This is a genomic window from Streptomyces sp. NPDC101165 (assembly GCF_044768135.1).
In the GTDB taxonomy this organism is placed as follows: Bacteria; Actinomycetota; Actinomycetes; order Streptomycetales; family Streptomycetaceae; genus Streptomyces.
Map to the genome: position 1 here is coordinate 1 of NZ_JBIWPG010000035.1, position 26,443 is coordinate 26,443.

At 67.7% G+C, this 26,443-nt stretch carries 22 protein-coding genes and 6 pseudogenes; 15 read left to right on the forward strand and 13 right to left on the reverse strand.

The window, feature by feature from the left end; translation table 11 throughout:
* Window positions 1–331 precede the first annotated feature (331 nt).
* From ACIRVH_RS44015 to ACIRVH_RS44035, 5 genes and pseudogenes are all read left to right on the forward strand, one after another.
* Entirely contained in the window at window positions 332–577 is a 246-nt protein-coding gene (locus tag ACIRVH_RS44015) for a hypothetical protein (RefSeq protein ID WP_403965934.1), read from the forward strand.
* A gap of 5 nt (window positions 578–582) precedes the next feature.
* Complete coding sequence (locus ACIRVH_RS44020) at window positions 583–1,575, forward strand: caspase domain-containing protein (RefSeq protein ID WP_403965937.1); 993 nt, start codon at window positions 583–585, stop codon at window positions 1,573–1,575.
* 111 nt (window positions 1,576–1,686) lie between these two features.
* Window positions 1,687–2,178 carry a hypothetical protein gene (locus tag ACIRVH_RS44025; protein WP_403965940.1) on the forward strand — a complete coding sequence of 164 codons (492 nt, stop codon included), beginning with the start codon at window positions 1,687–1,689 and terminating at the stop codon, window positions 2,176–2,178.
* 513 nt (window positions 2,179–2,691) lie between these two features.
* A pseudogene (locus ACIRVH_RS44030) lies at window positions 2,692–3,108 on the forward strand (Type 1 glutamine amidotransferase-like domain-containing protein); the annotation flags it as partial.
* A 237-nt stretch (window positions 3,109–3,345) separates the two neighbouring features.
* Window positions 3,346–4,377 (forward strand): hypothetical protein, encoded by a 1,032-nt coding sequence (locus ACIRVH_RS44035; protein ID WP_403966111.1) that lies wholly within the window; start codon window positions 3,346–3,348, stop codon window positions 4,375–4,377.
* A gap of 79 nt (window positions 4,378–4,456) precedes the next feature.
* Here ACIRVH_RS44035 and ACIRVH_RS44040 read toward each other — a convergent pair.
* The 3 genes and pseudogenes from ACIRVH_RS44040 to ACIRVH_RS44050 all read right to left on the reverse strand — a co-directional run.
* Window positions 4,457–4,647: pseudogene (locus ACIRVH_RS44040) on the reverse strand (transposase); the annotation flags it as partial.
* Between the two features lie 40 nt (window positions 4,648–4,687).
* Entirely contained in the window at window positions 4,688–5,140 is a 453-nt protein-coding gene (locus tag ACIRVH_RS44045) for a hypothetical protein (protein WP_403965943.1), read from the reverse strand.
* Window positions 5,141–5,276: 136 nt separating this feature from the next.
* Window positions 5,277–6,161 (reverse strand): annotated as a pseudogene (locus ACIRVH_RS44050) (helix-turn-helix transcriptional regulator).
* A gap of 215 nt (window positions 6,162–6,376) precedes the next feature.
* Here ACIRVH_RS44050 and ACIRVH_RS44055 point away from each other — a divergent pair.
* The 5 genes and pseudogenes from ACIRVH_RS44055 to ACIRVH_RS44075 all read left to right on the forward strand — a co-directional run bounded on the left by ACIRVH_RS44055 (window position 6,377) and on the right by ACIRVH_RS44075 (window position 9,680).
* Complete coding sequence (locus ACIRVH_RS44055; protein WP_403965946.1) at window positions 6,377–7,393, forward strand: zinc-dependent alcohol dehydrogenase family protein; 1,017 nt, start codon at window positions 6,377–6,379, stop codon at window positions 7,391–7,393.
* A gap of 74 nt (window positions 7,394–7,467) precedes the next feature.
* Window positions 7,468–8,138 (forward strand): annotated as a pseudogene (locus tag ACIRVH_RS44060) (SDR family oxidoreductase).
* 176 nt (window positions 8,139–8,314) lie between these two features.
* Window positions 8,315–8,773, forward strand: a complete 459-nt coding sequence (locus tag ACIRVH_RS44065; protein WP_403966114.1) for a cyclophilin-like fold protein — start codon at window positions 8,315–8,317, stop codon at window positions 8,771–8,773.
* Window positions 8,774–8,884: 111 nt separating this feature from the next.
* Complete coding sequence (locus tag ACIRVH_RS44070) at window positions 8,885–9,208, forward strand: carboxymuconolactone decarboxylase family protein (RefSeq protein ID WP_403965949.1); 324 nt, start codon at window positions 8,885–8,887, stop codon at window positions 9,206–9,208.
* 55 nt (window positions 9,209–9,263) lie between these two features.
* Window positions 9,264–9,680 (forward strand): cupin domain-containing protein, encoded by a 417-nt coding sequence (locus ACIRVH_RS44075; protein WP_403965952.1) that lies wholly within the window; start codon window positions 9,264–9,266, stop codon window positions 9,678–9,680.
* Between the two features lie 52 nt (window positions 9,681–9,732).
* Here ACIRVH_RS44075 and ACIRVH_RS44080 read toward each other — a convergent pair whose 3' ends face one another.
* The 3 genes from ACIRVH_RS44080 to ACIRVH_RS44090 form a co-directional block, all read right to left on the reverse strand.
* Entirely contained in the window at window positions 9,733–11,961 is a 2,229-nt protein-coding gene (locus ACIRVH_RS44080) for a tetratricopeptide repeat protein (RefSeq protein WP_403965955.1), read from the reverse strand.
* Window positions 11,962–12,224: 263 nt separating this feature from the next.
* Complete coding sequence (locus ACIRVH_RS44085; protein WP_403965963.1) at window positions 12,225–12,698, reverse strand: hypothetical protein; 474 nt, start codon at window positions 12,696–12,698, stop codon at window positions 12,225–12,227.
* Between the two features lie 456 nt (window positions 12,699–13,154).
* Window positions 13,155–14,351, reverse strand: a complete 1,197-nt coding sequence (locus tag ACIRVH_RS44090; RefSeq protein ID WP_403965966.1) for an MFS transporter — start codon at window positions 14,349–14,351, stop codon at window positions 13,155–13,157.
* Window positions 14,352–14,452: 101 nt separating this feature from the next.
* Here ACIRVH_RS44090 and ACIRVH_RS44095 point away from each other — a divergent pair, with 101 nt between their 5' ends.
* The gene (locus ACIRVH_RS44095; RefSeq protein WP_403965968.1) at window positions 14,453–15,538 is read left to right on the forward strand and encodes a DUF5937 family protein; all 1,086 of its coding nucleotides are present in this window, start codon (window positions 14,453–14,455) and stop codon (window positions 15,536–15,538) included.
* A gap of 683 nt (window positions 15,539–16,221) precedes the next feature.
* On the opposite strand, the gene ACIRVH_RS44100 is transcribed toward ACIRVH_RS44095, so the two are convergent.
* Together ACIRVH_RS44100 and galE are read right to left on the reverse strand one after the other, a co-directional pair.
* Window positions 16,222–16,590 carry a hypothetical protein gene (locus ACIRVH_RS44100; RefSeq protein ID WP_403965971.1) on the reverse strand — a complete coding sequence of 123 codons (369 nt, stop codon included), beginning with the start codon at window positions 16,588–16,590 and terminating at the stop codon, window positions 16,222–16,224.
* 680 nt (window positions 16,591–17,270) lie between these two features.
* Complete coding sequence (gene galE / locus ACIRVH_RS44105; protein WP_403965974.1) at window positions 17,271–18,275, reverse strand: UDP-glucose 4-epimerase GalE; 1,005 nt, start codon at window positions 18,273–18,275, stop codon at window positions 17,271–17,273.
* A 292-nt stretch (window positions 18,276–18,567) separates the two neighbouring features.
* On the opposite strand from galE, the gene ACIRVH_RS44110 reads away from it, so the two are divergent.
* The gene (locus tag ACIRVH_RS44110) at window positions 18,568–18,981 is read left to right on the forward strand and encodes a hypothetical protein (RefSeq protein WP_403965977.1); all 414 of its coding nucleotides are present in this window, start codon (window positions 18,568–18,570) and stop codon (window positions 18,979–18,981) included.
* A 408-nt stretch (window positions 18,982–19,389) separates the two neighbouring features.
* On the opposite strand, the gene ACIRVH_RS44115 is transcribed toward ACIRVH_RS44110, so the two are convergent.
* The gene (locus ACIRVH_RS44115) at window positions 19,390–20,577 is read right to left on the reverse strand and encodes a hypothetical protein (RefSeq protein ID WP_403965980.1); all 1,188 of its coding nucleotides are present in this window, start codon (window positions 20,575–20,577) and stop codon (window positions 19,390–19,392) included.
* A 370-nt stretch (window positions 20,578–20,947) separates the two neighbouring features.
* Window positions 20,948–22,207 carry a PP2C family protein-serine/threonine phosphatase gene (locus ACIRVH_RS44120; RefSeq protein WP_403965984.1) on the reverse strand — a complete coding sequence of 420 codons (1,260 nt, stop codon included), beginning with the start codon at window positions 22,205–22,207 and terminating at the stop codon, window positions 20,948–20,950.
* Window positions 22,208–22,368: 161 nt separating this feature from the next.
* On the opposite strand from ACIRVH_RS44120, the gene ACIRVH_RS44125 reads away from it, so the two are divergent.
* Complete coding sequence (locus ACIRVH_RS44125) at window positions 22,369–23,043, forward strand: carbonic anhydrase (RefSeq protein WP_403965987.1); 675 nt, start codon at window positions 22,369–22,371, stop codon at window positions 23,041–23,043.
* Window positions 23,044–23,119: 76 nt separating this feature from the next.
* Here the strand turns inward: ACIRVH_RS44125 and ACIRVH_RS44130 are convergent.
* Both ACIRVH_RS44130 and ACIRVH_RS44135 read right to left on the reverse strand, forming a co-directional pair.
* Window positions 23,120–23,516 (reverse strand): annotated as a pseudogene (locus ACIRVH_RS44130) (Sua5 family C-terminal domain-containing protein); the annotation flags it as partial.
* A 48-nt stretch (window positions 23,517–23,564) separates the two neighbouring features.
* A pseudogene (locus tag ACIRVH_RS44135) lies at window positions 23,565–23,687 on the reverse strand (tetratricopeptide repeat protein); the annotation flags it as partial.
* 304 nt (window positions 23,688–23,991) lie between these two features.
* Between ACIRVH_RS44135 and ACIRVH_RS44140 the strand changes: the two are divergent.
* Both ACIRVH_RS44140 and ACIRVH_RS44145 read left to right on the forward strand, forming a co-directional pair.
* The gene (locus ACIRVH_RS44140; RefSeq protein WP_403965990.1) at window positions 23,992–24,549 is read left to right on the forward strand and encodes an SMI1/KNR4 family protein; all 558 of its coding nucleotides are present in this window, start codon (window positions 23,992–23,994) and stop codon (window positions 24,547–24,549) included.
* Between the two features lie 364 nt (window positions 24,550–24,913).
* The gene (locus ACIRVH_RS44145; RefSeq protein WP_403965993.1) at window positions 24,914–25,456 is read left to right on the forward strand and encodes a GNAT family N-acetyltransferase; all 543 of its coding nucleotides are present in this window, start codon (window positions 24,914–24,916) and stop codon (window positions 25,454–25,456) included.
* A gap of 203 nt (window positions 25,457–25,659) precedes the next feature.
* Here ACIRVH_RS44145 and ACIRVH_RS44150 read toward each other — a convergent pair whose 3' ends face one another.
* Complete coding sequence (locus tag ACIRVH_RS44150; RefSeq protein ID WP_403965996.1) at window positions 25,660–26,205, reverse strand: hypothetical protein; 546 nt, start codon at window positions 26,203–26,205, stop codon at window positions 25,660–25,662.
* Window positions 26,206–26,443 lie beyond the last annotated feature (238 nt).

Genomic DNA, 26,443 nt, shown 5'->3' on the forward strand with positions numbered 1-26,443 from the left:
ACCCCACCGGCCCCCCAATCGGCTTGACACCATCATTGAGACTCACTCGATGAGCGCATGGGGCAGGTCGAGTGCGGCAGGATGAGGGACCAACAGGGCTCCTGCGCCGATGGGTTGAGACTTCGAACGTCTCCCTCAACGGCACGGGAGCCTTGTGCGTTGTGGCCAAGGTTGCTGTCACCCGATCGGTGCCTTCACTGAAAGACCTCAATGTGTCAAAAACCAGCTCAAACAGGAGCCGGCGCGAGTACCATCGGCAGCCACGCGGTACGGGCTGCGTCATCCGCACAAAATCTTATGCACGGCGAAGATCATCTGAGCTGGGGGCAAGATGAGCGAGACGAAAGTCGTCTTCATTGCCTTTGCTGCCGAGGACGAACGGCAGCGGGATTTCCTGAAGGGGCAGTTCCTGCACCCGCGAGCGCTATTCGAGTTCATCGATATGTCGGTCAAGGAACCCTATGCCACCGAGTGGAAGGACCGGGTCCGTACGCGAATCCGGCGCTCAGACGATGTAATCGCCCCCGCCAGCAAGGACTCCATGGATTCCAGTGGCCAGAAAATCGACTCACTGTAGGGGTTATGCGTAAAGCTCTGATCGTCGGAATCGATCATTACGCCAACCTGGGCCCCCTCAGCGGCTGCGTAAACGACGCTTATTCGGTAAAGGCCGCCATCGAGCGCAACGCGGACGGTACCCTCAACTTCCCAGCACCTCACGTACTCATCGGAACGGGCCCCGCGCGGAGCGTCCGGAAAAGGGACCTCAAGGAAGCGGTGAGACAGCTCTTTTCGGACGACTCCGAGATTGCTCTCCTCTATTTCGCAGGTCACGGGTACGTGGAGGACACCGGAGGGTTCCTCTGCGCTAGCGACTGCGAAGCCGGAGACGACGGACTCGCCCTCTCGGAGGTCATGACCCTGGCGAATGCCTCGCAGGCCAGGAACAAGGTCATCATCCTGGACAGTTGCCACAGCGGTGTGGCAGGAAACAGTTCGATGACGAAAGGACTTGCCGAAATATCGGACGGTCTCACAATCCTGACCGCCTCTACGGCCGATCAGAACTCCTACGAGACACCTGACGGCGGCGCCGGCATCTTCACGAGCCTGTTCGTCGACGCACTCAATGGTGCTGCGGCGAATCTCGTGGGAGATATCACGCCCGGGAGCGTCTACGCCCATATCGATCAGTCGCTGGGCCCCTGGGCGCAACGGCCAGTTTTCAAGACGAATGTCAAGACTTTCGTCTCTCTCAGGAAGACAGAGCCTCCGATCGCGCTCGCGGATCTGCAATCACTGACTAAGCACTTTCCGCACCCCGATGACAATCTCCAGCTCGATCCTTCTTTTGAGCCGGAAAGAACCCAGGAGCAGAGTCAGGACCCGCTGATCCCGCCGCCCGACCCCATCAACACAGCGACCTTTGCCATACTCCAGAAATTCGTCAAGGTGAACCTCGTCCACCCCGTCGACGCCCCTCACATGTGGCATGCGGCCATGCAGAGCAAGTCCTGCGAATTGACGGTGCTGGGCCAGCACTATTGGACTCTCGTGAACAAAGGGCTCATCTAGGGCCCAAGTCGCGGAGCAACCTATGCTCCGACTCGTCTGCCAGGCTTCTCCTGAAGATCGCTGCGATAGGATCCGCGACCTACTGCCGACTTGAAGAGGAGAACGAGGGCCGTGACGACCATAGCGGTGACCGGGCACATGGATCTGACCGAGCACAGCGTCCCTCTGATTCGCACAGCCCTGAGCAATCTCCTTGGACAATACGCCGGGAACGGCGACCTCGTGGGTGTCTCCTGCATCGCCGAGGGCGCCGACTCGCTCTTCGCCGAAGCAATTCTCGCCGTCGGCGGACATCTGACCGTCGTCGTCCCATCTCAGGACTACCGCAGGAACGTGGTCACGCCCCACCACGCGGCCCTCTTCGACCGTCTCGTCGAAGCCGCCGAGGAAGTCTTCGTCCTCCCCCACGAGACCGCCGACCGACAGGCGTACGAGGCCGCCAACACCGTCCTGATCGAACGCGCCGACCGGTTCGTCGCGGTCTGGAACGGCGAACCACCCACGGGCAGGGGCGGCGGCACGGCCGACACGGTCCTCGAAGCCCGCGAGGCCGGAATCCCCGTCGACGTGGTGTGGCCCGACGGGGCGGCTCGCAAGAACTGACCACGCTCCCCCAGCCAGGCTCGGTGCCCGGGATCGAGCCACCGGTCACGGGCGCATCTGTACGCGTCGCTGACGCACGGGCTGGATCAGCCGCTGGTACGAACGGATCTTCTTCCCCTGGATTGACTTCGAGGGCTTCAATCCGTTCGTCAACCAGGGCGGCATCGGCATCCCGATCAAGCACCTGTCCTGACCGTTCCGTCCCCCGACCTCCCACTTGGCTCCTCCCATGACCACCGCATCCCGGCTAGTCCCGGCGCGCAAGCGCCGAGAACTGACCGTCACCGACTCGCCCAGATGGCCTGCCTGACACCACGCAGGCTGTCTCGACAGGGGGTGGGGTGGCTCAGTGCTTGGCGGGATGAGTGGCTGCTTTGGGGAGCCACGGTGGACCCGTGTGATGAGACCTGAGGGAACAGGACGTAGCACGTACGGGAGGTCTATTGGATTGCGGACGCAGTCGATGACCCGGCAGGGTTCGAGGAGCCGTCCGCTCGTAGGGTTCCGTGTACTGACGACGCCCTGCGAACCTTCCTGCTTGCTCAAGACGTGGTCTATGTAGGTGGTGGCAACACCGCAAACCTGCTCGCAGTCTGGCGTGCACACGGCGTTGACCGGCTGCTGCGGGAGGCCTACGACCGCGGAACACTGTTGTGCGGGATCAGCGCCGGCGCCAACTGCTGGGCAGAAGGCTCGCATACCGACCCCTTCGGGCCGCTGACGTCCTTGCCGGACGGGTTGGGTCTGCTGCCCGGGTCGGTCTGCCCGCACTACGACAGCGAGCCGGGTCGCCGCGCCTCCTACCAAGCAGCCGTAGCAGCCGGCTCGCTCCCTGCTGGTTGGGCGCTGGAGGACGGCGCCGGAGTCCTCGTCACCGATGGTCTGCTGGCGGATGCGGTGACCCGCACGCCGCGGGCCCAGCTGTATCGGTGTTGCTCATCGGCCCAGTATCCCGACGCGGCGTGGTTCCCCGCTGCATGGTCTTTCGGCATGACGCCTGACGTACTCACCAGCGGAGCTATGACCTCACCACTTGATCGCGGCCGTCACTTGAAAGGAACCGCACCCCATCGAAATGTTCGCGGGTTCCAACAGCGCTGGTGTAGAAGGTCGGTGCCTTCGGGGGCGCTGAATCATGGCGATTGGCGACTGCCTAAGGTCACATGCATGTCGAGGACCACACCGCCACGCCCGCTCGATGTCGAGTTGCTCTTCCCGGAGCTGGCAACCCACCGAGGCACCACCACCCGGCTCCATCCGCGCCCGGGCCGACCGGACGCAGTGGCCAGTTCCGTAGGCGGCCCGCTGCTTTGGCCGACGGACGAACCCTGGCCGGTGTGCACCGAGCCTCACAGCCATGCGCGTGGCCGACGCCCGGCGGACATCCGCCGACGGCGGCAGATCCTGGCTTCTGCATGGCTCCGCGAATCGAACCCGGGCCCCACAGACGAGGAACGGCAGCTGCTGGAGGAACTGGACCAGAAACATCGCAGTCAAGAAGCTGATGCGACCGCTCCACTGCCGCTGATCGGTCTTGCCCAGCTGTACCGCAGAGATATCCCCGATCTGCCGGCCGGGCCGGACGACTGCGATCTGCTCCAGGTCTTCTGGTGTCCCTTCGACGCGCACGGCCCGAGCCGCCACGGCATGCTGCTCGACCTGCGTTGGCGCCGCTCGTGGGAGGTCACCGAGGTGCAGACGTCACCGCCACAGCCGCAGGTCGTCGGCTTCGATGGGTACGTGCCCGAGCCGTGTGTGCTGTATCCGGAGCAGGTGGCCACCTACCCGTTCGCCAGCCTCCTTGGCGAGGACCTGTGCGCTCGGATCGATGCCTGGGAAGAGGCACTGGAGGAGGAAGCCGAGCAGTCGGCGGACGACGATGTGGCCGCGGCGGTGGGCTATCAGTACGACCTGTCCATCCCACCAGGTTGGCGCGTCGGCGGCTTCGCCTCCTGGCACACCACGGACCCGTCCCCCATGGGCTGTCTGACGTGCGCGACACCGATGCACCTGCTGCTGACCATTGACAGCTCGGAATGGGATGGCGGCAGCGGCAGCTGGAAGCCGCTGGAAGACCAGAGTTTGCCCACACACCTGTACGCCACTCCGACCGAGGTCACCGTGGGCCGCTGGGGTGAGCTCAACATCTTCGCCTGCCCCACAGATCCCTCTCACCCGCACCGCTGGAGCATCCAATAGATCGGCCATACATCGCCCAGGGCAAGCAGCACACTCAGGCTCTGCTCTGCCTCGCCAGGCGGACCGTTGGCCAGGCCGGGCCGAACACCGGAGGCAACTGCCGCCAAGTGCACCCGGTCGTGGTGACGAACACGACCGACGCCGGCACCTCACGATCCCCCGCCCGACGCCGCCCGCCCAACTGCGGGCGTATGACCGCCTCTCCGGTACCACACGCCGGAACAACACCCACAACTCCTCCGGCACCAACCGCTCGATCAAGCTCGTCATGAGCAGCACAACGACCCAACGGTCCAATGGAGACGATGTCTTACCAGGCCGGGCGGGGGTCCCGGAGCTCCGACGGGGTCTGCTCGGGTAGTTGCTGGCGAATGTCAGTGCGCAGCAGCATCCCGGGGTCCGGCGGGAACTGCTCGGTCGGCGGTGCAGGCCGGTGGAACCGCTCCGTGCGCGGCAACGGCACCTCCACCAGTTTGCCGTCGTGCAGCATCCACAGGCCAAAACAGTCGTCGTCCTGGTCGCGGATCAGCACCTGCACCCCGCCCGGATGCGGCCAAGGAAGCGACTCGAGATCCTTGAGCAGCCCGGACCGTCCCCGCGCCTTGTCGAACTCGATCGCCCAGCCGTAGCCGAAACCGCCCTCCTGGGCCTGCACCGGTTCGAACCGCCCCCGCCAGCTGCGCCCGGGTTCCTCTCGGGTCAGCGGTTCCATCACGTCGTCACAGTAAGGGGCCAGCACGATGACGTCCGCGGCTCTGCTCATGGCGAGATGGGACCACGCACCGTGCCCGCCCGGCAACCGGCGTTACCCACGCAAGCCCGAACACTTCCCCCCCCGTCACCACCAGCCTCATCAACTGCCGCCGACTCACCAAGTGAAACGACGTCCGACACCGGGCTCAGCTCGTCGCGGAAGTTTCCGTGGCGTCGACGTCTCGGGTGGCGGCCCAGGACGCGAGGAGCCGCAGCCCTTCCTCGGAGGGTGAGCCGGGTTCGGCGGTGTAGACGGTGAGCGTCAGGCCGGGTTCGGCGGCCATCTCCAGTCCTTCGTAGGCGAGGGTCAGTTCGCCTACGGCCTGGTGGTGGAAGCGTTTGGTGCCGGTGCCGTGGTGGCGGACGTTGTGGGCGCCCCAGCGGGTGCGGAACTCGTCGCTTCGGGTGGAGAGCTCGCCGACGAGGTCGTGCAAACCCTTGTCGTGGGGGTTGCGGCCGGCTTCGGTGCGCAGGATCGATACAGCGACGTCGGCGGCCTGGTCCCAGTCGGGGTAGAAGCGCCGGGAAGCGGGGTCCAGGAAGTTGAACCGGGCCAGGTTGGCCTGGTTGTGGGGTGCGGCGTAGACATCGTCGTAGAAGGCGCGGGCGAGCTGGTTGGTGGCGAGCAGATCCATGCGGCCGTTGCGCACAAAGGCCGGGCCGGCGGTGATGGCGTCCAGGACTCATTGCAGGCTGCGGTGCGCCTTCCACTGGGGGGAACGCCGTCGGGGGCGGGTGAGGGCATCGGAGCCGTCGGCCGCGTGGGCGAGGTTCAGCAGGTGGGCGCGTTCGGCGTCGTCGAGCTGGAGGGCGCGGGCGAGGGCTTCCAGGACGGCCGGGGAAGCGCAGGCGAGGTTGCCGCGCTCCAGTTTGGAGTAGTACTCCACGCTCATGTCGGCCAGCGCGGCGACCTCGCTCCTCCGCAGGCCGGGCACCCGGCGCCGGTTACCGGAGGGCAGGCCCGCCTGCTCGGGGGTGATCTTGGCTCGCCGCGAGGTCAGGAACTCGCGGACCTCTGCTCGGTTGTCCACGCCTTCGACGGTACGTCCCGTACGCGGCCACAGCGATGTACTGGCAGTACACCCCTTGACCGTGCCTCGCTACGCGCGCCGAGAGCGGGTTACCTGGATGACGTGGTGCTTGTCGCCCGGCCGTGAGCCGGTCGGGCACAAGGCCACCAGGCTCTGACACTCGGCGACGGCCGGTACCCCGGTACGGCGCCTCGGCTCGCAAAGGAATCTCACTCATGCTCGGCGCAATGATCTACGCCCCCGGCGACATCCGCTTCGAGACGCTGGACGACCCTAAGATCCTCAATCCGACCGACGCGGTCATCCGCACCGCCGTGACCTGCGTGTGCGGCTCGGACCTGTGGCCCTATCGCGGCCTGGAGCCCACCGACGAGCCGCACCCGATGGGCCACGAGTACGTCGGCTTCGTCGAGGAAGTCGGCTCCGAGGTCACCTCGGTCAAGCCGGGCCAGTTTGTGATCGGCTCGTTCGCCACCTCGGACGACACGTGCGCGAACTGCAAGAACGGCTTCCAGTCCAGCTGCCTGCACCGCGAATTCATGTCCACCTGCCAGGCCGACTACGTGCGCATCCCCAACGCCCAGGGCACCCTGGTCGCCACCGACCAAGTGCCGGGCGAGGAGCTGTGGCCGAGCCTGCTGGCCGTCTCCGACGTCATGGGCACCGGCTGGTGGGCCGCGGACGCCGCCGAGGTGAAGCCCGGCTCGACCGCCGTGGTCGTGGGGGACGGCGCGGTCGGCCTGTGCGCGGTGATCGCCGCCAAGGAGATGGGCGCGGAGCGCATCATCGCCATGTCCCGCCACGAGAGCCGGCAGAAGCTGGCCCGCAAGTTCGGCGCCACCGACATCGTCACTGAGCGTGGCGACGAAGGCGTCGAGCGCATCAAGGCGCTCACCGGCGGGATCGGCGCCGACAGCGTGCTGGAGTGCGTCGGCACCGCCGAGGCCATGCAGCAGGCCCTGCACTCCGCCCGCCCGGGCGGCAACGTCGGCTTCGTCGGTGTCCCCCACGACGTCGCCGTCGACGGCCAGGAACTGTTCTTCTCCCACGTCGGGCTGCGCGGCGGCCCCGCCCCCGTACGCCGGTACCTGCCCGACCTCATCGACCGCGTCCTGACCGGCGCGATCGAGCCGGGCAAGGTCTTCGATCTCACCCTGCCGCTCAATGAGGTCGCCGAGGGCTACCGGGCGATGGACGAGCGCAGGGCCATCAAGGCGCTCCTGAAGCCCTGACCAGGGGAGCTCGCCCGCCCGAGCGGCGTGCTTGAGGCTGACTGACCCCATTTTGATCATTCGGATGAACTTTCATGACGACCTTCGCCCTCGTCGGCGCCGGTCCCGGCCTCGGCCTGGCCTGCGCCCGCCGTCGGCCACACCGTCGCCCTCCTCTCGCGCAACGCCGAGCACCTCGACTCTCTCGTGGCCGAGCTGAACCGAGAGGGAATCCAGGCCCGCGGCTACACCGCCGACGTCCTCAACCCCGACTCCCTCAGCACCGTCCTGCTGCGGGCCGGTGAGGGGCTGGGGTCGGTGGAGATCCTGCAGTTCAGCCCGGTGCCCCGCGCCGACTTCATGAAGCCGGTCCTCGACACCAGCCCGGCCGACCTGGACGATCCGCTCGCCTTCTCCATCAAGGGCCTGCTGACCTGCGTGGATGCGGTCCTGCCGGGGATGCGGGCGCTGGTGCGCGGCACGCTGCTGTTCGTCAACGGCGGCAGCGCGGTCCGCCCGCACCCCGACCGTGCGGGTACCTCGATCGCGTTCGCCGGTGAAGGCGCGTACGGCGATGCTCCACGACGCGCCGACGGGCGAGAACATTCACGCCGCCCAGCTCATCGTGCCCGGAGCCATCAGCCCGGACTCCGAACACTCGAGCCCGACTGCGCCGGCCGAGCGGCTGTACAGCTTGCACACCGATCGGGGCGGCTTTCGGTACTACGCCGAACCGATGGCCGACTGCCGGAGGGGTCTGTCATAGGCCCGCTCTGCCCGGCGTACCGGTGCTCACGCGGTCCCGGCCGTGGCGCTGATGCCGGCCGTGGCGGCGTGCGGCAGCACGCCGGACACCGCGCCCGCGGCATCACCGCCCAGGGTTCACCGCGGCAGTTCGCGACCGGCCAGCCGACGACCGAACCCCCCGAGGAGAACAGTGCCATGTACATCCAGCTCACGTTCGACGGCCACAGCGTGGACACCACCTTGAACGACAGCTCCACCGCGCGGGACTTCGCCCTGCTGCTACCGCTCACAATCCATCTCGATGACTTCCAGGGGACCGAGCGCGTCGCCGACCTGCCGCGCAAGCTGAGCACCGAGGGCGCCCCGGCGTCGTCCGATCCCAAGGCCGGTGACCTGGCCTTCTACGCGCCGTGGGGCAACCTGGCCCTCTTCTACCGCGACGGACACCCCTCACCGGGCCTGGTCATCATCGGCCACCTCACCCACAGGGACGACATCGCACGCCTGGCCGACGCCGACCGCGTCCGCATCCAGCCGCAGCCGGCCCTGCCGCAGCGCCCGAGCTTCGTCCCAACTGCTCCAGCCTCGGCGGCCTCGTCGGCAACCCCGGTCGCGCCGCCTACCACGCCTCCGAACACGGCGTCATCGGCCTGACCAAGAGCGCCGCACTCGAAATCGCCCTGCCCGTCGACGGCGGCTACACCGCCCAGTAGCCGCTCGCCTTCCACGGCACCATCAGACCGTTGCAGAACAAGGAGCCCCGCCATGCCCGAACAGTCCGCGCCCGAGGAACTGAGGGACATCGCTCCCAAGCTCGTCGAGGTCACCAACGACGTTCTCTTCGGTGACATCTGGAACCGCCCCAGTCTCTCGCCCCGCGACCGGAGCCTGGTCACCGTGAGCACGCTGGCCGCCCTCCACCGCAGTGAGCAACTCGACTATCACTTGGGCGTTGCCCTGGACAACGGGTTGAGCGTGCAGGAGCTGTCCGAAGCCATCACCCATCTCGCCTTCTACGCGGGCTGGCCCAACGCCATGACCGCGATCAACAAGCTCAAGAAGATCGCCGACCACCGCGACTCCTCCTGAACCTGCCTTCTCCTCCCGCCCCGGCCAACACCCCCACCTGACAAGGATGAAGACCATGGAACACGTCACCTCGACCGCAACGGCCAAGGCGCCCGCCGAGCGGTTCACCGGCGACGTCTACCTCAACATGATCGAAGCCCCCACCGAACCCGCCCGCCTCGCCGCCGCCCTGGTCCGCTTCACCCCTGGAGCCCGCACCAACTGGCACAGCCACGCCAACGGCCAGACCCTCTACATCACCGACGGGGTCGGCCTGGTCGGTACCCGCGACGGCAGCGTCGTGCGTGTCAGAGCCGGACAGATCGTCAAGTGCCCGGCCGGTGAGGAGCAGTGGCACGGCGGCACCGACACCACGCTCATGGCGCACATCGCCATGGTCGTGGGCGACGCCGATGGCGACGGCACCACGTGGCTCGAACCAGTCGCCGATGAGCAGTACACCCACGCCCTCAACAGCACGAACGGGAGCTGACCTGCCCTCACTCCACCAGGCCCACGACGTGAGCCGACGGGAAGGGAGCTGGTCAGCGGACCGGACCTCGTAGCTGGTCACCAATAGCCGCATCCGCGGCTTCCCCATGCCAGCGCGTGAGGTTCTGCATGGTGGTGAGGGTGTCTGCATGGTCGGGTCCCAGGACGCGAAGTTGGTCCTGCAGCAGCTCCGCAGTCGCTGAGGCGGCCCCGACGACATCCCCCATCTCCCCTCTCCACCAGGCGAGTTGCCCTCGTGTACGGAGGGTATGGGGGTGGTCAGGTCCCAGCACGCGAAATTGGTCCTCCAGCAGCCCCGCAGTCGCTGAGGCGGCCCCGACCACATCCCCCATCTCCCCTCTCCACCAGGCGAGATGGCCTCGTGTACGGAGGGTGTCGGGGTGGTCGGCTCCCAGCACGCGAAGCCGGTCCTGCAAGATGTCGGCGAATTCGGCCGCGGCGCCACTCGCATCCCCTACCCGCCCCCGCCACCAGGCAAGATTGTGGCGGGTTCGGAGTGTGTCGGGATGCCAGGGGCCCAGCACTCGAAGCCTGTCCTGCAAGATCCCGGCAAATTCAGCGACGGCGCCGGCCGCATCCCCCACCTCCCCTTGCCACCAGGCAAGGTTGTTCCGGGTACGGAGGGTATGAGGGTGGTCGGGTCCCAGTACGCGCAGTTGGTCCTGCAGCAGCCCCGCGAACGCTTCGGCGGCGCCAGCCGCATCACACATCCGTCCTCGCCACCAGGCGAGGTTGTGCCGGGTGGTGAAGGTGTCGGGATGGTCGGGTCCCAGCGCACGCATTTGGTCCTGCAGCAGCTCCGCGAACGCTTGGGCGGCACCAGCCGCATCACCCACTTCTCCCCGCCATTCGGCAAGGTTGTGCCGGGTACGGAGGGTGTCGGGGTGGTCGGGTTCCAGCACGCGCAGTTGGTCCTGCAGCAGCTCCGCGAACGCTTCGGCGGCGCCAGCCGCATCACCTGCCTCCCCCCGCCACCAAGCGAGGTGGCTTCGGCTGCGGTGGGCGTCGGGATGGTCGGAGCCGAGGTAGTGGCGGATTGTTTCGGAGAGGTGCTGGTAGTAGTCACGAGCTGCGGTGACCTGGCCGGTCTGGCCGAGGCTGGTGCCTGCGCGGTACAGCACTCTGTGCGCGTCCGGCTGGTACAGGGCGTCCCCGGCGTGGCCGGTGAGGGCGGCTGCGTTGGCGCGCAGGGCCTGGGCGTAGCTGGTGTCTCGCTCAAGGGCCGGCCAAGCGCAGGTCAGGGCGTCGGCGGCGATGCGGACGAGTTCACCAAGTCCATTGGCGGAGAGCTGGTCACGGACGGCGCGCTGGATCAGCTGATGCACACGCGCGGCCTGGTGAGGGGTCCCGGGTGTGTGGTCGGCCAGGCTGAGGCGGTGCAGCACCCGCAGCGTCCTCTCCGCCTCCTCGACGGTGACCTGGGCCTGGCTGAGTTCCTGTTGCGTTGTCGTCGTCCGCGGAGTGTCGGCTCTGGCACGGCATGCGGTGAGGTGGTTGAGGACGGGCAGGCTGGTCAGGACGGACGCGGGGATGCCGTTGGGGTCGAGCATGGCGGCCAGCTGGAGCATGGGGCGCGCCAGTCCGGCTGGACGGAGACTCTGGGCACGGTCAATGGAGAGGGACCATGCGGCGGCGACGGGCGTCGGCTGGTCGTCGGGCAGGGCGCCGGGTTCGGGCAGCAGATCGGCGAGCGCTCGTGCCCGGTCTGCCAGCTCGCGGCGGTAGGTTGCGCAGTCCAGACCAGCGTCAGTGAGGTAGGCGGAGGCCTGTGAGAGGGCCAGGGGCAGGTATCCGAGGTCCCGGGCCAAGGCGACCAGCTGGTCGCTGGGTTCGGTCCGGCCGCGGACAGCCAGCGTGTCAGTGAGATAGGCGAGGGCTTCGGTCTCGGTGAACACGCCCACCTCCACCTGGCGGCCGCGGCCGGTCACGGCTGCGTCCCTTCGGCGGCTGGTAATCACCGTGTGGCCGTTCGGAACGGTTGGGGGCCACAGCTCGTGCAGGTCCGCAGGGTCGGCGACATCGTCCAGGACGACCAGCCACCTGCAAGGCCGGGCGGCGCCCTTGGGCGTAAGCCAGGCCAGGAACTGTTTCGCGGCGTGCTCCGGATCGGCGGGATCGGCACAGAGAAGCTCGACGCCGGCTTGTGCGTAGCCGGTTACGGCCGCGGAGCGGGTGGACGCGGTAATCCACACCAACACGTCCAGCGCGCGGTTCTCCCAGAAGGCGTTCGCATAGTCAGCGGCGAGCTGAGTCTTGCCCACCCCGCCCGTGCCGACCAGTACCTGGCATAGCACCGCCGAGCCCCCGCCCTGGACCGCCGACCGCAGTCGCTGCCCCTCGGGCCGGTGTTGAAAGGACCGTGCCCTAGGCGGGATGACCCCGACCTGATGCGGCCACCCGGCCGGGCTCCGGGGCGTTGCGTAGTGGGTGACCTGGTCGACGTGGCCGATGGCCAGCCCTTGGCGGTCAGCGTAGATCGCGGTGTGGGCGGTGATCTGCGGGGGCGGGGGGACGCCGGGTGCGCTCAGCCCTGGTACGTACCCGGCGACGGAGGGTTTACGGTCACGTCTCCCATGGCCCAGGCAGCTATACCCCCGCGGTCGGCCTGGACGTTCGCGTTCCCTGCGATAGCGACACCGCCGTCCCCTGCCGACACTGCACCGGCTGCGTTGGTCTGTTCCTCGACGAGAGCGCGGAGTTGGCCGGCGGCCTGGCCCCGTTCCTCACCTGTCAGGCTCTCCAGCAGAGTCTCGAAGCGGGTTTGCCAGGACGACTCCTGACGGATCCGCACGAGTTCAGCGTCTGCCGAACTTGCCGCCTCCAGCACGGTCGCCGTCTGGTCCAAGCGCTCCAGTTCCGCGTCCTCGCGCGTCTGGTCCCCGCGGCCCAACAGCCGGGCCACCCCCAACCTGAACCCCGCCCACGCGTCCGTCCCCGCGGCCTGCACCACTGCAGCACCGCCCGCCGCCGTCAACGCCGTCATCGCCGCTTCCAGCATCCCCGCCCCCTCGCGCGAACCTCTAATCCCCGCGAACGTACCGCCGCCTCGCCGTGTTCGTAGCAGCTAGAACAAAATCTGTCCCGCACAGCTGCGTGACCGCCTGCATCCCGATCACCAAGCACTGGCCGCACACGGGTTGGACTCCGATGGATGTTACGGCCCGACCCCGAACTCGTCCGCGCCGACCACCGGCAAGAGCCGGCCGAGCAGGAGGCTCCCGCGAAGCCGTGCGTGTCGGCCAACTCGCAGGCCGGGCACGGCGCGGCGAGCGCCGCTGCGGCTTCGGCAAGGCCGTCTACCGGCGCCGTCTCGTGGTTGAACGCTGCTTCCACTGCCTCAAGCAGTGGCGGGGCATCGCCACCCCCGCTACGACAAGCAGCCCAGCCTCTATCGTGCCGCGATCACCCTGGCCGGCACACGCATCTGGCTCGACGCGTGATCGGCAAGGCGCCCCTAGGCCTTCTCGGTGGCGACGGCGGACGCGGAGAGGAGGGTCGCAGTCGTGAGGCTGCCCCAGAGCGCGGCCGGGCCCAGCGGTGCGAGAGCGGTGATGACCGCCGGGGAGACGGCGAGGCCGAAGCCCGTGGAGAGCTGGAAGCGAGCGAGGGCGCGTCCCAGGACATGGGCCGGGGCGAGTGCGGTGACGAGTGCGGTGGCGCTGCCGGCGTAGATGATCTCGCCGATGGTGCAGACCACGGACACCGTGGCGATGGCCGGGGCACCCCAGCCGTGTCCCAGTGAGGTCGCCGCGAGAAAGCCGAGGTAGGACACGGCGAGCACCACGCCGGAGAGGGCCAGCACGGTCCGCCGGGAGAAGCGGGACATGAGGACGGTGACCGGCACCTGCAGAGTGACGACCAGCACCGTGTTGGCCACGAAGATGCCTGCCGACCACACCGGGGATGCGTGCAGCTGTGTCACCAGGACCAGAGGGAGCGCGATCTCGGGGACGTTGAGGCAGAAGACGTAGACCACGTTGGCGGCCAGCAGCGCACGCATCCGGGGTGCGGGCTCGTCGTCCCGGTCCTTGGACAGGGCAGTTTCCGCTGGATGTGCGTGCACGTGGACCGACCACGCCAAGGCGGCTGCGGCAAGATAGGCGAGCGCAGTAACACTTGCCAGCGCCCGCAGTGCAGTGGTGCCGCCCGCCAGGCACACGGTGGCGAGGAGCGCTCCGACGCCCAGGGCGGCGTTGCGCAGGGCCCGGCCCGCTGCGAGGGCGGTGTCGCGTTCTCGGCCGTGGGCAACCGTGGCCACGAGCGCGGCGTGGGCGGCAGGCCATGCCTGGTTGCCGATACCGAGGAAGAGTGCCGCCGTCGCGAAAAGCCAGACGTGTCCCGCTGGAGCGGCCAGCAGCAGCGCCACACCCAGCACCCGTACCAGCATCGACGCTGCCACGACCGTGCTGCGTGCGCCGAGGTCCAGCCATCGGCCCACTGCAGGCATGCACACCAGACCCGCAGCGATGCCGACCGTCATGGCGGTGCCGGTGACCGGAGCGGACAGCCTCAGTACCGTCACACCGTAGAGCAGCAGAAAGGGCCGCAGCAGGCCGGTGCCCAGCGCGTCCACGGCCAGCGCGACGGCATAGCGGGGGCCTCCGGAGGCGCGGACGAGGGCGCGGGGCTGGATTCTGGTGGTGGTTGCCATGGCTCAGACGGTGCGTTCGGCGGCTGGGGCAGGGCACGTCGGTTGACGCACATCGTCAATCGACGCCGTCACCAGGCCGTCCGGGCGGTGATGATGGGGGGATGACGCTGAGGATCGACATCAGCGGTCTGCCGTCCGAACGAGTGCGGTTCGCCGCCTCCCCGCTGGCCGAGCTGACCGCCATGCTGCACGTACTGGCGGAACCCGGCCATCATCCGCAGTTCGCCGGCTGGGCCGCGGACGTCTGGGCCGGGCTGCGGCCGGAGCTGGCCGAGCGGCTCAGGGAGGCGGAGTTTCTCTGGCGTTCCTCACAGGCCGACTTCCTGATCCCCGCGCGGCCCCGGCCGACCCTCGCCGAGGAGCTGGACGACGTGGACCGGATCGATGACGAGACGTATGTGACCGCCGCGCTCGTCACCACCTGCGGCAGCGACCGGCTCCATTTCCCCGGGGCGTCGCCGCTCACCGACACGACTGCGCGCGAGCGGGCCCTGGATGTGGCCCAGGCCCGCGGCGCGCTGCAGGAGGCCTTCGCGGAACGGCTGCTCGCGGACCCGGCCGCGGTGCGAGCGCGGGTGCGCCGCACTCTCGAAGAGTGCGCCGAGGCCTTCTTCGACGGCGCCTGGGCGGGCGTCGCAGTGCAGCTCGCCACCGATCTGCGGCTGAAGAACGAGTTGCTCAGGCGGCACGGCGTCGGGGCGGCACTCGCCTCGGTCTCCGGCGCGGTCACCCTGACACCGGACGGCGACTCCATCATCGTGGACAAGGTGCAGGACAAGGCAACCGCCGCCCGGGGCGCCGGGGTCACCTTCATCCCCAGCGTCTTCGGCCGCCCGCACCTGGTGGCGGTCCACGCGCCCGGGTGGCATCCGGTGGTGCAGTACCCCGTGGCCGAGCCGAGTCCGGCCGAGCCGGTCTCTCTGGAGACGGTCACCCTGCGGCTGGAGGCGCTCGCGCATCCGGTACGGCTGCGGCTGCTGCGCACTCTGGCCCGCGGCCCGCACACCACCGGCGAGCTGGCCCACTTCTGGGATCTTTCGTCCCCGGAAGTGTCCCGCCACCTCGCCGTCCTGCGCCGCGCGGGCCTGCTCACGGCTCGACGGCACGGTCGTTACGTCCGCTACACCCTCAATCTGCCCGACCTGACGGCGTTAGGCGCCGACCTGCTGGCAGCCGTGCTGCGCTGAGTAGCGTCCGTCAACTGCCCATATGACCAGGCTGGGTTTGCGCGTGCGGCGCGAGAGGGGCGGGGATGAGAGAACCGGAGCTGCTGGGGCTGATCGTGGTGCCCTTCGCCACCTACTACGGCGTGGCCACGTCGGTGGCGCATCCTGGTGCCGGGGTTGTATGCCCTGATCGGCGTGCTGATCTACTCCAACGATGACATCCACGGTTGGCGCATGGGGTGGTATGCCGCCGACTTGGTCGCGATGCTGCTGACACTGCGCTTCCTGCACAGCCGCGAGCGTGTGGACCGGCTGGTGGAGAGTCTGGGCGCTGACACGGCCCGTCGAGGCCGACAAGACGGACGTCGAGCAAGAGCTGCACCGCCGGTCCGACGAACCTCGGCTGCGCTGGATGTGCCTTGAACTCGACACCGGTGGCGACCTGCTGGTCGCCACGAACCCGAGCGGTAGTCGTCACGACACCGATTCCGCGTGGTGGAAGAATGCCCCCACTGCCTCCTGGAACCACTTCTCGCGTCATTCGTCGCCGTCGAGCCAGTCGATCACATCGAGTTCCACCGCACCGGGACTTCTCACGGCGACGGATACACTCCATCAACGGCCCCAGCTACCGGCTGAAGAACCGCCTCGCCGCCATGGAACGCAACACCAACGCGGCCCGGGCCGAAGGCTTCTCACCGGCTCTACTCGTCGAGGAACTGATACGCCCCGCTCGGGACTCCGATCATCACGATGCCGTCGCGGACCTGCCACTCGCTCATGCCATCGGACTCGTGGCTGACAAGGAACAGTCCGGTGATCAGGTCATTGTCGTCGTCGGAAGCCGGGACCCGCGCCAGACGACGCAGTTGCTCCAGGAAGCAGTCGGCGGACTGCGCGCGCATCTCGGCCCCGAAGAAGACCCAATTGGTGAAGTTGTACTGCCTCGCGGGAAAGGCCCAGCCTCCGCCATAAGTCCGCTCGGGATCGTCCGCTCCGACGATCTCCTTGACCCGGATGAGCTGCCGGTCATCGCACTCGAGCCAGCCCCTGATCCGGACAAACACGCCCACGACGACCGCCCCCGTATTCCAGGCGCCGTTCGTTGGGCGCCGACTCCGACGTCGTCGCACCATAGGCGCGGTCGGATTGATCTGGCAAAGCGCTTTACGGACCTCCACACAGCGGGCAGACACCACAGCTGAGCACGTTCATCTGTACTTGGCTGGGCACTTTGATGAGTACGCGGAAAGCGACGTCCGGACGGCGCAGCAGACCCGTCGTCACCTCGGTTGCGAGGCGGGTCTCGCCCGGTGCGTCAGCGGATGCGGGCACGCCGGTCGCGACGACACAGGCGACCGCGACCGAGGTGAGCAAGAGCGTTCTTCCGTACGTCATGGGGACGACACGGGGGCTGCGACGAAGGGGGACGCGCCCATCAGTCCCCCTCACGCGTCGCCGTCACCTCGCCCCTCCCCCCGTTCAGTCCATGAGGGAACGATTCCGCCGACTCCGTCCGACGGAACGTCAGGCTGCGGCAGCGGACGGCCGCCCGGACTTTCATCGTGTCCTCGTGGACGTGACAACGACATCGAGAACTCAGCACCTTCAAGAAGATCGCCGGCAAAGGCACTCGACCGGCGGGCGCACCTTCAAGGAGTCGTTCTACGCCGCCGTCCGCGGCACCGGCCAGACGCGCTCACGAGCAGGGTCACCCCTCTTCCGCCGCAGCCTGGCCGCACCGAGCCGAAGGCTAAAGCACAACGTCCTTCAACAGTTCGTCGCGCACCGGCATCCAGTCCAGGGCGGACCGGATGCCGTCCTCCAGGGACAGCTTCGGCGTCCACCCCAGCAGCTCGGCCGCCCGGTCGCTCTTCGTGTAGCTGCCGGCGACGTCACCGGGTCGCCGATCGGTGTCGATGGTTACCAGGGGCGTGCTGACGACGTCGTTGAACGCCGCGCACAACTCCCGAACCGTGGTTCCCGAGCCGGTGCCCAGGTTGATTGCGATCGAGCGTTTTGACCCCACGAGGATGGAGTCGAAACGCTCGATCGCCGCGATGTGGGCCGCGGCGAGATCCCAGACGTGCACGTAGTCCCTGATGCCCGAGCCATCGCGTGTCGGGTAGTCCGTCCCCGTGACCGGGAACGGACGGCCTTCCTCGTGTGCCTGGATGAGCACACCCAGGGCATGACTGGGCCGCTTGAGCTGGAGCCCGGTACGCAGCTGAGGGTCGGCCCCGACCGGGTTGAAGTAGCGCAGAGACAACACGCGCGGCCCTGCCACGGCGATGTCGGCGAACATCTCCTCGCACACGGCCTTGGTCCGCGCGTAGGGGCTCTGCGGCGCCAGCGGTGAGTCCTCGTCGACGGGCGATCCGTCCTCGGCCCGATAGATGGAGGCTGAGCTGCTGAAGATGATGCGGTCGCAGCCGTTGCGGTGCAGGTGGCTGACGAAGGCCAGGCTCTTTGCCACGTTGGCCTCGTAGTAGCCGATCGGGTCAGCGACGGACTCGGGCACCACAATCAGTGCCGCGCAGTGCACCACTGCGGAGATGTCCGGGTGCTCTGAGAAGATCCGGTCGACCAGTGCCCCGTCCGCGATGTCGCCCTCGTAGAAAGTGCGGCCCTCGGTGAACTCACGGCGCCCCCGAACCAGGCTGTCGAGGATCACGGGGGTGATGCCTGCGTCCAGGCAGGCCGAGGCAACCGTGCTGCCGATGTAACCGGCTCCCCCGGCGATCAGGACCTTCACCACGAAGTTTCTCTCCCGGCCTCGTTGCAGCCCCAGTTGGCGATCGGCGGCAAGCCTAGTGGAGAGACCTGGTGGGGTGCCCCGGCCGGGAGCGGCTTACGAACGCAGGCGGCGACACGGTGACATCACATCTCATCGACATTGATCATGCAGACGACCGGCGGGTGACTCCCGAACTGTTCTGTCTCATAGGGCCTTGACCGGTCTCACCAAAGTTTGACGACCCTCCTGTTCGTCTCATCGCAGTCCGGCCACCGCTAGGGGCTTGTGGATCAGGTTGCGTACCCTGGGTTCCATGCCCCGCAATCCGAAGAAGGCCCGTCGGCTGATTGCCGACGGGCGCACGTATCTGTGGAAGCTCCGCCACAGCCACAGCGTGGCGGACAGCGGCCGGTCATGCTGCGAGACCCTCACGCTGTGCCCGCAGCCAGCCGGCACTGGCGGCCTACTGCGCATCGTCTTCACCCAGGGCCCGGGCCGGTACGTCCCGGGCGGGGCTCCCCTGGGTTCTGGAGACGTGGGGTACGTTCGGGGTGCCTCCCTGAACCTGCACGAACCCGGCGCCGTCCGAGCCCTGCTCGACGTGGCGTCGACCCGCGGGTGGCAGCCGGAGGGGCGGCAGGTGGTGGAAATCGACGGCTGGTCCCTGCTGGAGGCGGCAGCCGCCGCGCGGGCCGCGGCCACCGGCCCCGCGGGGCCGAAAGGGTGACTCCGCCACGGCCGATGAGCTTCGCGGCCCGGGCCGATGGATGCACGCCACAGCCATCCGGGACTAGCAGCAGCGACTCGCCGAGGGGATCAGGCACGTCTTTGGCCGTGCGGAGTGCCCGGCTTACGCCAGCGTGTTCAGCATCGCGGACACATACACGAGCGCGAGCCTTCCTCCTGCCCTTGAGATGTCCTGAGCTGGGACGTACCCAGTTGGGTCCACGGAAACGTTCCCGGCGGGCTGGACGTCCGAGCGCGCAGTCCGTCCGATGGTTGGCCGATCCCGGGACAGTGGGCGCTGCCGCTCAGGGTGACTCTTCGTCTTCGAGTGGTCACTTGTCCTGGTCGCGCATGTTGTTGACAGCTGCTTGAAGTTGCAGCCAGGTCGGATCTGCTGCGGTTGCGGTGGTCACTGTTGCAAGGTCATCTGATTCCCAGGTGCGGGCCCGTCGCTGACGACGAGGTGTGTCTCGAGGTCGCCGTCGTCAGGTACCTCGGAGGTGGCGTCCAAGAACGCTGTGACTGCGGCCCTCGACGTATCGCCGTCCGTGCTATCGGCCTGTGCGGAGCCGACGCGCACGGACAAGAGCAGAAGATCGCCTCCGCCGCCGGCGATGACGAGATCACCTGTCGTCGTGGCGCCCAACGCGGTCACCGGGGAGCCGGCCAGCACATCGTGCTCGACCGTGTGCCGAGTTTTCAGGTTGGCTTCGACGAGAGTCCCCGTGGGCGTTCCGATCCAAAGCACGCCGGGTTCGGATCCGAACGCGAGGTTGTGTCGCGACCAGGCGTGCATCTGATCCAGCCACTCTTGCGGGTATGGGTAGCCCGGGCTGGGTTCGCCGAGCGTTGTTGCCAGAACGCGGTGAAGCGAAGGAAACTCGAACACCTCCAGTGAGTTCTCGTATGCGTTGCCTCTGATCGCAAGATGGCGTCCGTCTGCGCTGAAGACCGGCGCCTCGTAGCCGTCGGCATCCAAGATCAGCGCCCGGCGGAGCACTCGCATCGCAGCAGGCGCAGTCTCGAGATCGACCCGCGCGAAGAGCCCGAGTGTCGCGCCTTGATCGCTGCAGAGCGTGGCCACCAACCCGCCCGCGGGATGCTCCGCAACCCCGGTGTCCCAGCGAGGGCCGGTACGGACGGTTCCCGAAGCAAGGTCGAGGACGTCAGACTTCTCCCATGCGCTGCCTTCATCACCCGACGACGGCGATGCCCACAGGGTCTGACCGTCCGGGCTGAATGCCAGACTGCGGTAACAGGCGGTGGGCGGAAGTCCTTCCAGTTCGCAGAGCCCGGCAGGAGTCCACTGCATCACTCTGCCCTTGCCCGCCACCAGGAGCAGCGGCTGGTCCGGATGCCATGCCACAGCGGGTGTCCGGTTCACCCGGTCCCAGCCGACGGCATCGCCGTAGTCACTCAACTCGGCACCAACAGTGCAGAGTTCATGCAGCTGCCCTGCCTCGCAGCCCCAGACGTGGACCGCCGGACGTTCCGAGTCCAAGCCGGCAACCAGGGGAAGCTGCGGATGGCATGCCAACTGTTCAACAGGGCGCCCGCTACTGACGCGCACACGTGCCAGCGCCTCAACAACAGTCACCCCAACACCCTAATTCTCAGTGGCTCCTGCGGCGAGGCACTGATCAGTGTGTGGTCGCGTCGGCCACCTTCCTCAACAGTTCCGGCCGAGCCCCGGCTCCGATCCCGGCGGGTGCGTCTATCAGGACTCGGGGACGGGTGCCTCCAGCGGGAGCCCACACCCAACCCTCGCGCTTTGCGGACGAGGCGATGGCATCGTCGATCTGGTTGCCCTCCTCGGCGCTGAGTCCGTCGAGATCACCGCCACTCTCTCCCGCAACCTGCCAGTGTGAACATCCCCTCGGCTCCGCAGACTTCGCGTTTCACGGCCAACCATGCACGAGGTCGTCAGGGCCGGCTCGTAGGCTGCCGAGAGGACCACATCGGCCCGATCAGTACGGTCGGGTCGTTCGGTCCAGGCGGACGACGACGATGGCGATGTCGTCGTTGGCGCCACTGGCGAGGCCCAGGCGGGCGAGGAGGGCGTCGGCGAGGTGTTCCGCGCTGAACTCGGTGCACGTGGCGAGCGCGGTGGTCAGGCGGGTCAGGCCCATGTCGATGTCCTCGCCGCGGCGTTCGATCAGACCGTCGGTGTAGAGGATGAGGGTGTCACCGGGGGTGTAGGTCGTGGTGGCCTGGGGGCGGGGCACGTGTTCGGGGCGGGCGCCCAGCGGTGGGTCGGTGGCCTGGTCGAGCAGTTCGCAGGAGCCGTCCGGGTGCAGTAGGACGGGTGGGGGGTGGCCGGCGCTGCTGTAGATGAGCAGTTGGCTGTGGGAGTCGATGAGGACCTGGACGACGGTGGCGGCCAGTGCTCCCTCGACCGAGCGGGCGTACAGGCCCAGGACCTCCAGTGCTTGGGCGGGGCCGTGGACGGTGCGGGTGGCGGCGCTCAGTGCGCTGCGGAGCCTGCCCATGACGGTGGCGGCCATCAGCCCGTGGCCGACCACGTCGCCGACCGCGACGGTGAAGCGGTCCGCGGGCAGGTCGACGGCGTCGTACCAGTCGCCGCACACGTTTAGTGATCCGGTCGCGGGCAGGTAGCGCACGGCGATGTTCGGGTGCCGGGCCAGGTCCGGGGAGTGGAGCATGGCTTCTTGCAGGGCAACGGCGATGCGCCGTTCACGGGCGTGAGCCTGCCGCAGTTCCTCGTTCAGCTGCTGCAGTTGCCGCGCCCGGGCGTACAGCTCGGCTTCCATGGCCGCTTCCCGGCCGGGGCTGGCCGACGGCAGGTACGCCGTGCGGCGGGCGAGGACGCCGTCGGTCATGTCCTCGGACCGGTGGATGATCCAGGCGACCTTTCCGTCCGGGGCGAGCACGGGCACGTTGATCGCGGTCCACCACCGCTCCTTGAACACCTCGGGGTTCCCGGGGACCGGGATGTCGTACTTCTGCAAGGCCATGTGATCGGTCTGGCCGGAGGACAGGACGCGGTGCAGTGAGGCTTTCAGCGTCTCCACCCCGTCGGCCTCCGGGTCGGCGGGGTTGTCCGGGAAGGTATCGAAGAGGTATTGCCCGAGCAGCTCGGCCCGGCTTTGTCCGGTCGCTTCGCAGAAGGCCGGGTTGGCGTCGGCGATCACCAGGTCCGTGCCAAGCACCAGGCACGGGCTCGGAAGGGCGGCGAACACCCCTGTGTAGTCGATCTTCGGTGTCACACGCATTCCCTGCCAGTGGCTCACTCTTCAATCTACGAAAGGTCCAGCTCCCGCGCCCGCCGAGCACGCTCGTGGGCAGCGGGTTGCACCCCTGGCCCGCGGCGGTGTCGCGGGACGGTGTGTGACGGCATCGCGGGAAGAGCCTTACGCATGGCCAGGCGATGCGACGCCCGGTGCCGGGTCCTGGGCTGCGGACGACCGAGGTCAAGACCTCGACGCCCCGCGACGCCTTCGAGCTGCTACCGGCCGGTAATCAGCGCTTCGTCGCGGGCACCCCCGAGCACCCGAACCCGGACGCCACCCGCCGCACCGAGATCGCACCGTCCCAGCAGCCCTTCGCCGTGTTGTTCGGCTGTTCCGACTCCCGCCTGGCCGCCGAGATCATCTTCGACCGCGGCCTGGGCGACCTGTTCGTGGTGCGCACTGCCGGCCACGTCATGGGCCCGGAAGTGATCGGCAGCATCGAGTACGGCGTCAACGTGCTGGACTGCCCCCTGGTCGTGATCCTCGGCCACGACCCGTGCGGGGCGGTCGGCAAGGCGTGCGCCGCGCTGGAGGACGGCATGGCGCCAGCCGGGTACGTCCGGGACGTTGTGGAGCGGGTGCCCTCCAGCGTGCCGGCGGCGCGGGCCGCCGGACACGTTGAGCCGGCGGAGATTCTTGCCGAGCACATAAGGCATACCGTCGACCTGCTGCTGGACCATTCCCGGGTGCTCGCCGAGAAGGTTGCCGTCGGCCAGGCGGCCGTCGCGGGCCTGTGTTACCGCCTGGTTGGCGGCGGTGCACAGCTCGTTGCGGCCCGCGGCCTAGATGCGGCGGTCCCCGCCGCCTCCTGACCGCCCAGCCGAATCCCTCTCGGATCTGTCCGGCTTCCCGTGTCCGGGAGCAGTGAGGGCACAGCGTCGGTGCTGGTCAGGCGGTGGGCCGGGGCCCTGCGGCGGGGCGCAGCCGGTTGGCGATCGCGAGTCCCAGCCCCTCTTCCATCGGTAGGGAGGCGACGATGAGGTCGGACCCCTGCTGGACGAGTTCACGCAGGAACCCGTACAGCCCGCGCGCGTAGGCGGCCATCGAAGCGGGAACCGCTGCCACGGCGTGCACCTTCACCGCAGCGTCGGCGAAGGCGGGGGGCAGAAGGACGCCCACCTGATGGCCCAGCTCCTGTGCGAGCTCCGCTTCGGTGAAGACCTTCTCGGGCTCGACGAGGACGAACCCGTGCACGCGGTGCGTAATGGGATGGATGCTGGCCCGGCACCCGGACGCGGCTCGTCGAGGGGACCGCAAGGGGGCAGCGCAGCACCGCTTTGACGTCCAGGACGTGGACGCGATCCCGAAGGACCGCGTGCAGGAGGGGGATCGCCGTGTCCAGGTCGCCGGCTTCCGCGAGGGCGCAGGCAAGGTTGTTGCGAGCCATCAGCCTGTCGGGGTTATTCGAGCCCAGAACCCTTGTGCGGTCACGAAGGACTTCCTCGTACAGGGCTATGGCCTTACCCGTGGTGCGCTAGGGGTGGGCGGCAGTGATGTAGCGCATGGAGGTGCTGTCGCTGATGCCGAACACACGCCTGCGGTGGAGGATGTCGGCGTACTCAGGGATGTGCTCTCTCGCTCGGCTTCGGCGATTCGGGCGATCAAGTTGTCGCAGATCTCGGCAAGCCGTACCCGTTGAGACGGGTCAGGTCGGAGGGTCGAGCATCTGACACAAGCTTCTGTGAACTTCCTGTCGCCCACCTGTCCGCCCGGCGGTCCTGGCCGTCGACATGTCAGAGGGCTTTGACAGCATCACGGTCATGACCGACATTGATGACCTCGTGCAGCGCGTTGCCACCCGGGCCGCATCGGACAGCAAGGACCTTCCCGCGCCTGTCAACGATGCCCAGATCGCGGAGGCCGAGAGGCAACTGGGCTTCGCGCTGCATCCCCTAATTGCACGCCTGTATCGCGAGGTCGCTGATGGCGGCTTCGGCCCTGACTACCGACTGGTGCCATTGATTGGTCCGGGCTCCAGCCTCGTGAACGAATACCTGACGCGACGAAAGGCGTCCGTTGGAGTGGAGCACCCGGAGTGGCCCGAAGGCGTCCTACCGATGCTGACCTGGGGCTGTGCCATGTATGCAGGCGTTGATTGTCTCAGTGAGGACGGTCAGGTCCTGCTCTTCGAGCCGAACCCGTATAGCGGCGGATCGTGGGAGCAGTGTTGGTTCCTCGACTCCGCCAGCCTCGCAGCGTGGCTTGAGACATGGCTCGCGGGGACGGGCTGGTTCGAGGAGGACGCCTTCGACAGGGACGACCAGGTCGAGCCTCAGCCATGGGAGCAGGCCGCACGCCGGCTGTCGTCCGGCGCATAGCGACACAGGAACGCTTCGTCCCGTTGGCGCAGGCGCCGTCATCCCGGGCACGCTCACGACCCTTGCTGAGTGGCGGCATCGGGAGGGCGACCAACGCACTGGCTGCGCATCTGGTGATCTACGCGAGTTTGTCTTCCGCTTCGGCCAGGCTGACGCGGAGCCCTTCACCTCTCCCAGCCAGTTTCCTCGCTCGGCCTCGGCGATGCGGGCAATGAGGTTGTCGCGGATCTCCTCCAGCCGGCCGAGCTGGGCTGGGTCTGGCCGGAGGAGCGAGCAACGAACGCAAGCTTTTCCGAACTAGGGCGTATATCGAAGTGCCTGGTGAGGATGGCGGAGTGCCTATTTTGTGATCCAGAATGATTGGATGGTCACGCTTGAGACTCCCCGTTTGATCCTGCGTCGCTGGCGCGAGGAAGACGTTGCGCCCATGGCTGCCATCAATGCCGACCCCGAGGTCATGCGGTGGATCCGTGACGGCAGCGTCCGTGACGAACAGCAGACTCGCGGCGGGATCCAGGCATGGGAGAGCGAGTGGGAGTCACAGGGCTTCGGCCTGTTCGCCGTGGAGATCCGGTCCACTGGCGAACTGGCCGGGTTCACCGGCCTTTCGGTGCCCGACTTCTTGCCGGAGGTACTGCCGGCGGTTGAGGTCGGCTGGCGGCTGGGACGTTCCCACTGGGGGCAGGGCTTGGCCACCGAGGCCGCTGCGGCCGCTGTACGGTTCGGGTTCGAAGAGCGAGGGCTGCAGCGGATCGTCAGCATCACTCAAGTGGGCAACGACGCCTCCGAACGAATCATGACCAAACTGGGGATGCATCCGGTCCGTGAGACCGTCAATCCCACCGGCGGTCGGCGAGTCCGGGTGTTCGAGTTGTCGTCGGACCAGTACGTCACAACCTCTCATTGATGGCGGCAACGAGGACGGTAGCCTCGTAGCGGACCGCGAGTTTGTCGTACCTGGTGGCCACGGCTAGATGTCTCTTGAGGCGATTGATGCCGCACTCGACCGCGTGCCGGGCCGTGCAGTCCGAGGCCGTGCCACCTCGCACCTGAGCCCACTCTACGGGCCTCCAGGTGCGAGAGCACCGAGCACCCGGTGGTCGTCATTGCTTACCGGAGCTCAGGCAGTGGTCCTGCGCTTTTCGGGTAGCAGCCCTCTTCAAGCCGGAAAAGGTACTTCCGGAGGTCCGCGCCGAGCCCTTCAGCGATGTAAGCGGCGAAGTCCCTCAGCCCCTCGGCGGCTTCCCGCTCGTCAGGCCTGTCGCTGGACGACCATCTGGGCAAGAGCGACTCCAGGTACTCGGTGACCCGTCCACGGTCGCGCCACCAGGCCCGAACACCATCGGGTGTCCATCGGCTGTCGCCGTCGCAGGCATAGCCGCGGTACGGATCTTCCTGTGCTGCTGTCACCAGGTTCAGGACCTCGGCTGTGGTCGCCGGCTGGCGATACACATACTCACCGAAGTATTCGCCGCCGTAGAGCACATGACGGGGTGCGTGCAGGCGGCCCGTCCAACAGTTGTCGGCAATGCCGGTGTAGAAGGGGCCAGGAACATTCAACCAGAGCCGATCGTCCCAACGCCCGCCGAAGGACGTCTCGGGCTCGCCTTCTGGAAGCGCCGCTATGGGTTCCCAGCACAGCTCTTCGTAGCTCATCCGCGAAGCTTAGGACTCGATGGGAAGCATCTCTCAGCCCTGCCCTTCTCACCAGGCAGGCGAGTTTCGTCGGTGCCATCGTCAGTCATCGCCCACGGCGAGCAGGATCACGCGGTACTCGGCGCAGGTTCCCGCAACGACGACATCGATGCCATGCCGGGTGACGGGCGTCCACGCGCGGCCATTCCTCCACGACGACGAACTCGGACTCCCGGAACGATCAGGGGCACGACCAGGA

Excerpts from the sequence above, each read along its gene's own strand:
- ACIRVH_RS44015 (WP_403965934.1), top strand. The coding sequence starts at position 332 with ATGAGCGAGACGAAAGTCGTCTTCATTGCCTTTGCTGCCGAGGACGAA.
- ACIRVH_RS44020 (WP_403965937.1), top strand. The coding sequence starts at position 583 with ATGCGTAAAGCTCTGATCGTCGGAATCGATCATTACGCCAACCTGGGC.
- ACIRVH_RS44035 (WP_403966111.1), top strand. The coding sequence starts at position 3,346 with ATGTCGAGGACCACACCGCCACGCCCGCTCGATGTCGAGTTGCTCTTC.
- ACIRVH_RS44045 (WP_403965943.1), bottom strand. The coding sequence starts at position 5,140 with ATGAGCAGAGCCGCGGACGTCATCGTGCTGGCCCCTTACTGTGACGAC.
- ACIRVH_RS44055 (WP_403965946.1), top strand. The coding sequence starts at position 6,377 with ATGCTCGGCGCAATGATCTACGCCCCCGGCGACATCCGCTTCGAGACG.
- ACIRVH_RS44065 (WP_403966114.1), top strand. The coding sequence starts at position 8,315 with ATGTACATCCAGCTCACGTTCGACGGCCACAGCGTGGACACCACCTTG.
- ACIRVH_RS44070 (WP_403965949.1), top strand. The coding sequence starts at position 8,885 with ATGCCCGAACAGTCCGCGCCCGAGGAACTGAGGGACATCGCTCCCAAG.
- ACIRVH_RS44075 (WP_403965952.1), top strand. The coding sequence starts at position 9,264 with ATGGAACACGTCACCTCGACCGCAACGGCCAAGGCGCCCGCCGAGCGG.
- ACIRVH_RS44085 (WP_403965963.1), bottom strand. The coding sequence starts at position 12,698 with ATGCTGGAAGCGGCGATGACGGCGTTGACGGCGGCGGGCGGTGCTGCA.
- ACIRVH_RS44090 (WP_403965966.1), bottom strand. The coding sequence starts at position 14,351 with ATGGCAACCACCACCAGAATCCAGCCCCGCGCCCTCGTCCGCGCCTCC.
- ACIRVH_RS44095 (WP_403965968.1), top strand. The coding sequence starts at position 14,453 with ATGACGCTGAGGATCGACATCAGCGGTCTGCCGTCCGAACGAGTGCGG.
- ACIRVH_RS44110 (WP_403965977.1), top strand. The coding sequence starts at position 18,568 with ATGCCCCGCAATCCGAAGAAGGCCCGTCGGCTGATTGCCGACGGGCGC.
- ACIRVH_RS44125 (WP_403965987.1), top strand. The coding sequence starts at position 22,369 with ATGCGACGCCCGGTGCCGGGTCCTGGGCTGCGGACGACCGAGGTCAAG.
- ACIRVH_RS44140 (WP_403965990.1), top strand. The coding sequence starts at position 23,992 with ATGACCGACATTGATGACCTCGTGCAGCGCGTTGCCACCCGGGCCGCA.
- ACIRVH_RS44145 (WP_403965993.1), top strand. The coding sequence starts at position 24,914 with ATGGTCACGCTTGAGACTCCCCGTTTGATCCTGCGTCGCTGGCGCGAG.
- ACIRVH_RS44150 (WP_403965996.1), bottom strand. The coding sequence starts at position 26,205 with ATGAGCTACGAAGAGCTGTGCTGGGAACCCATAGCGGCGCTTCCAGAA.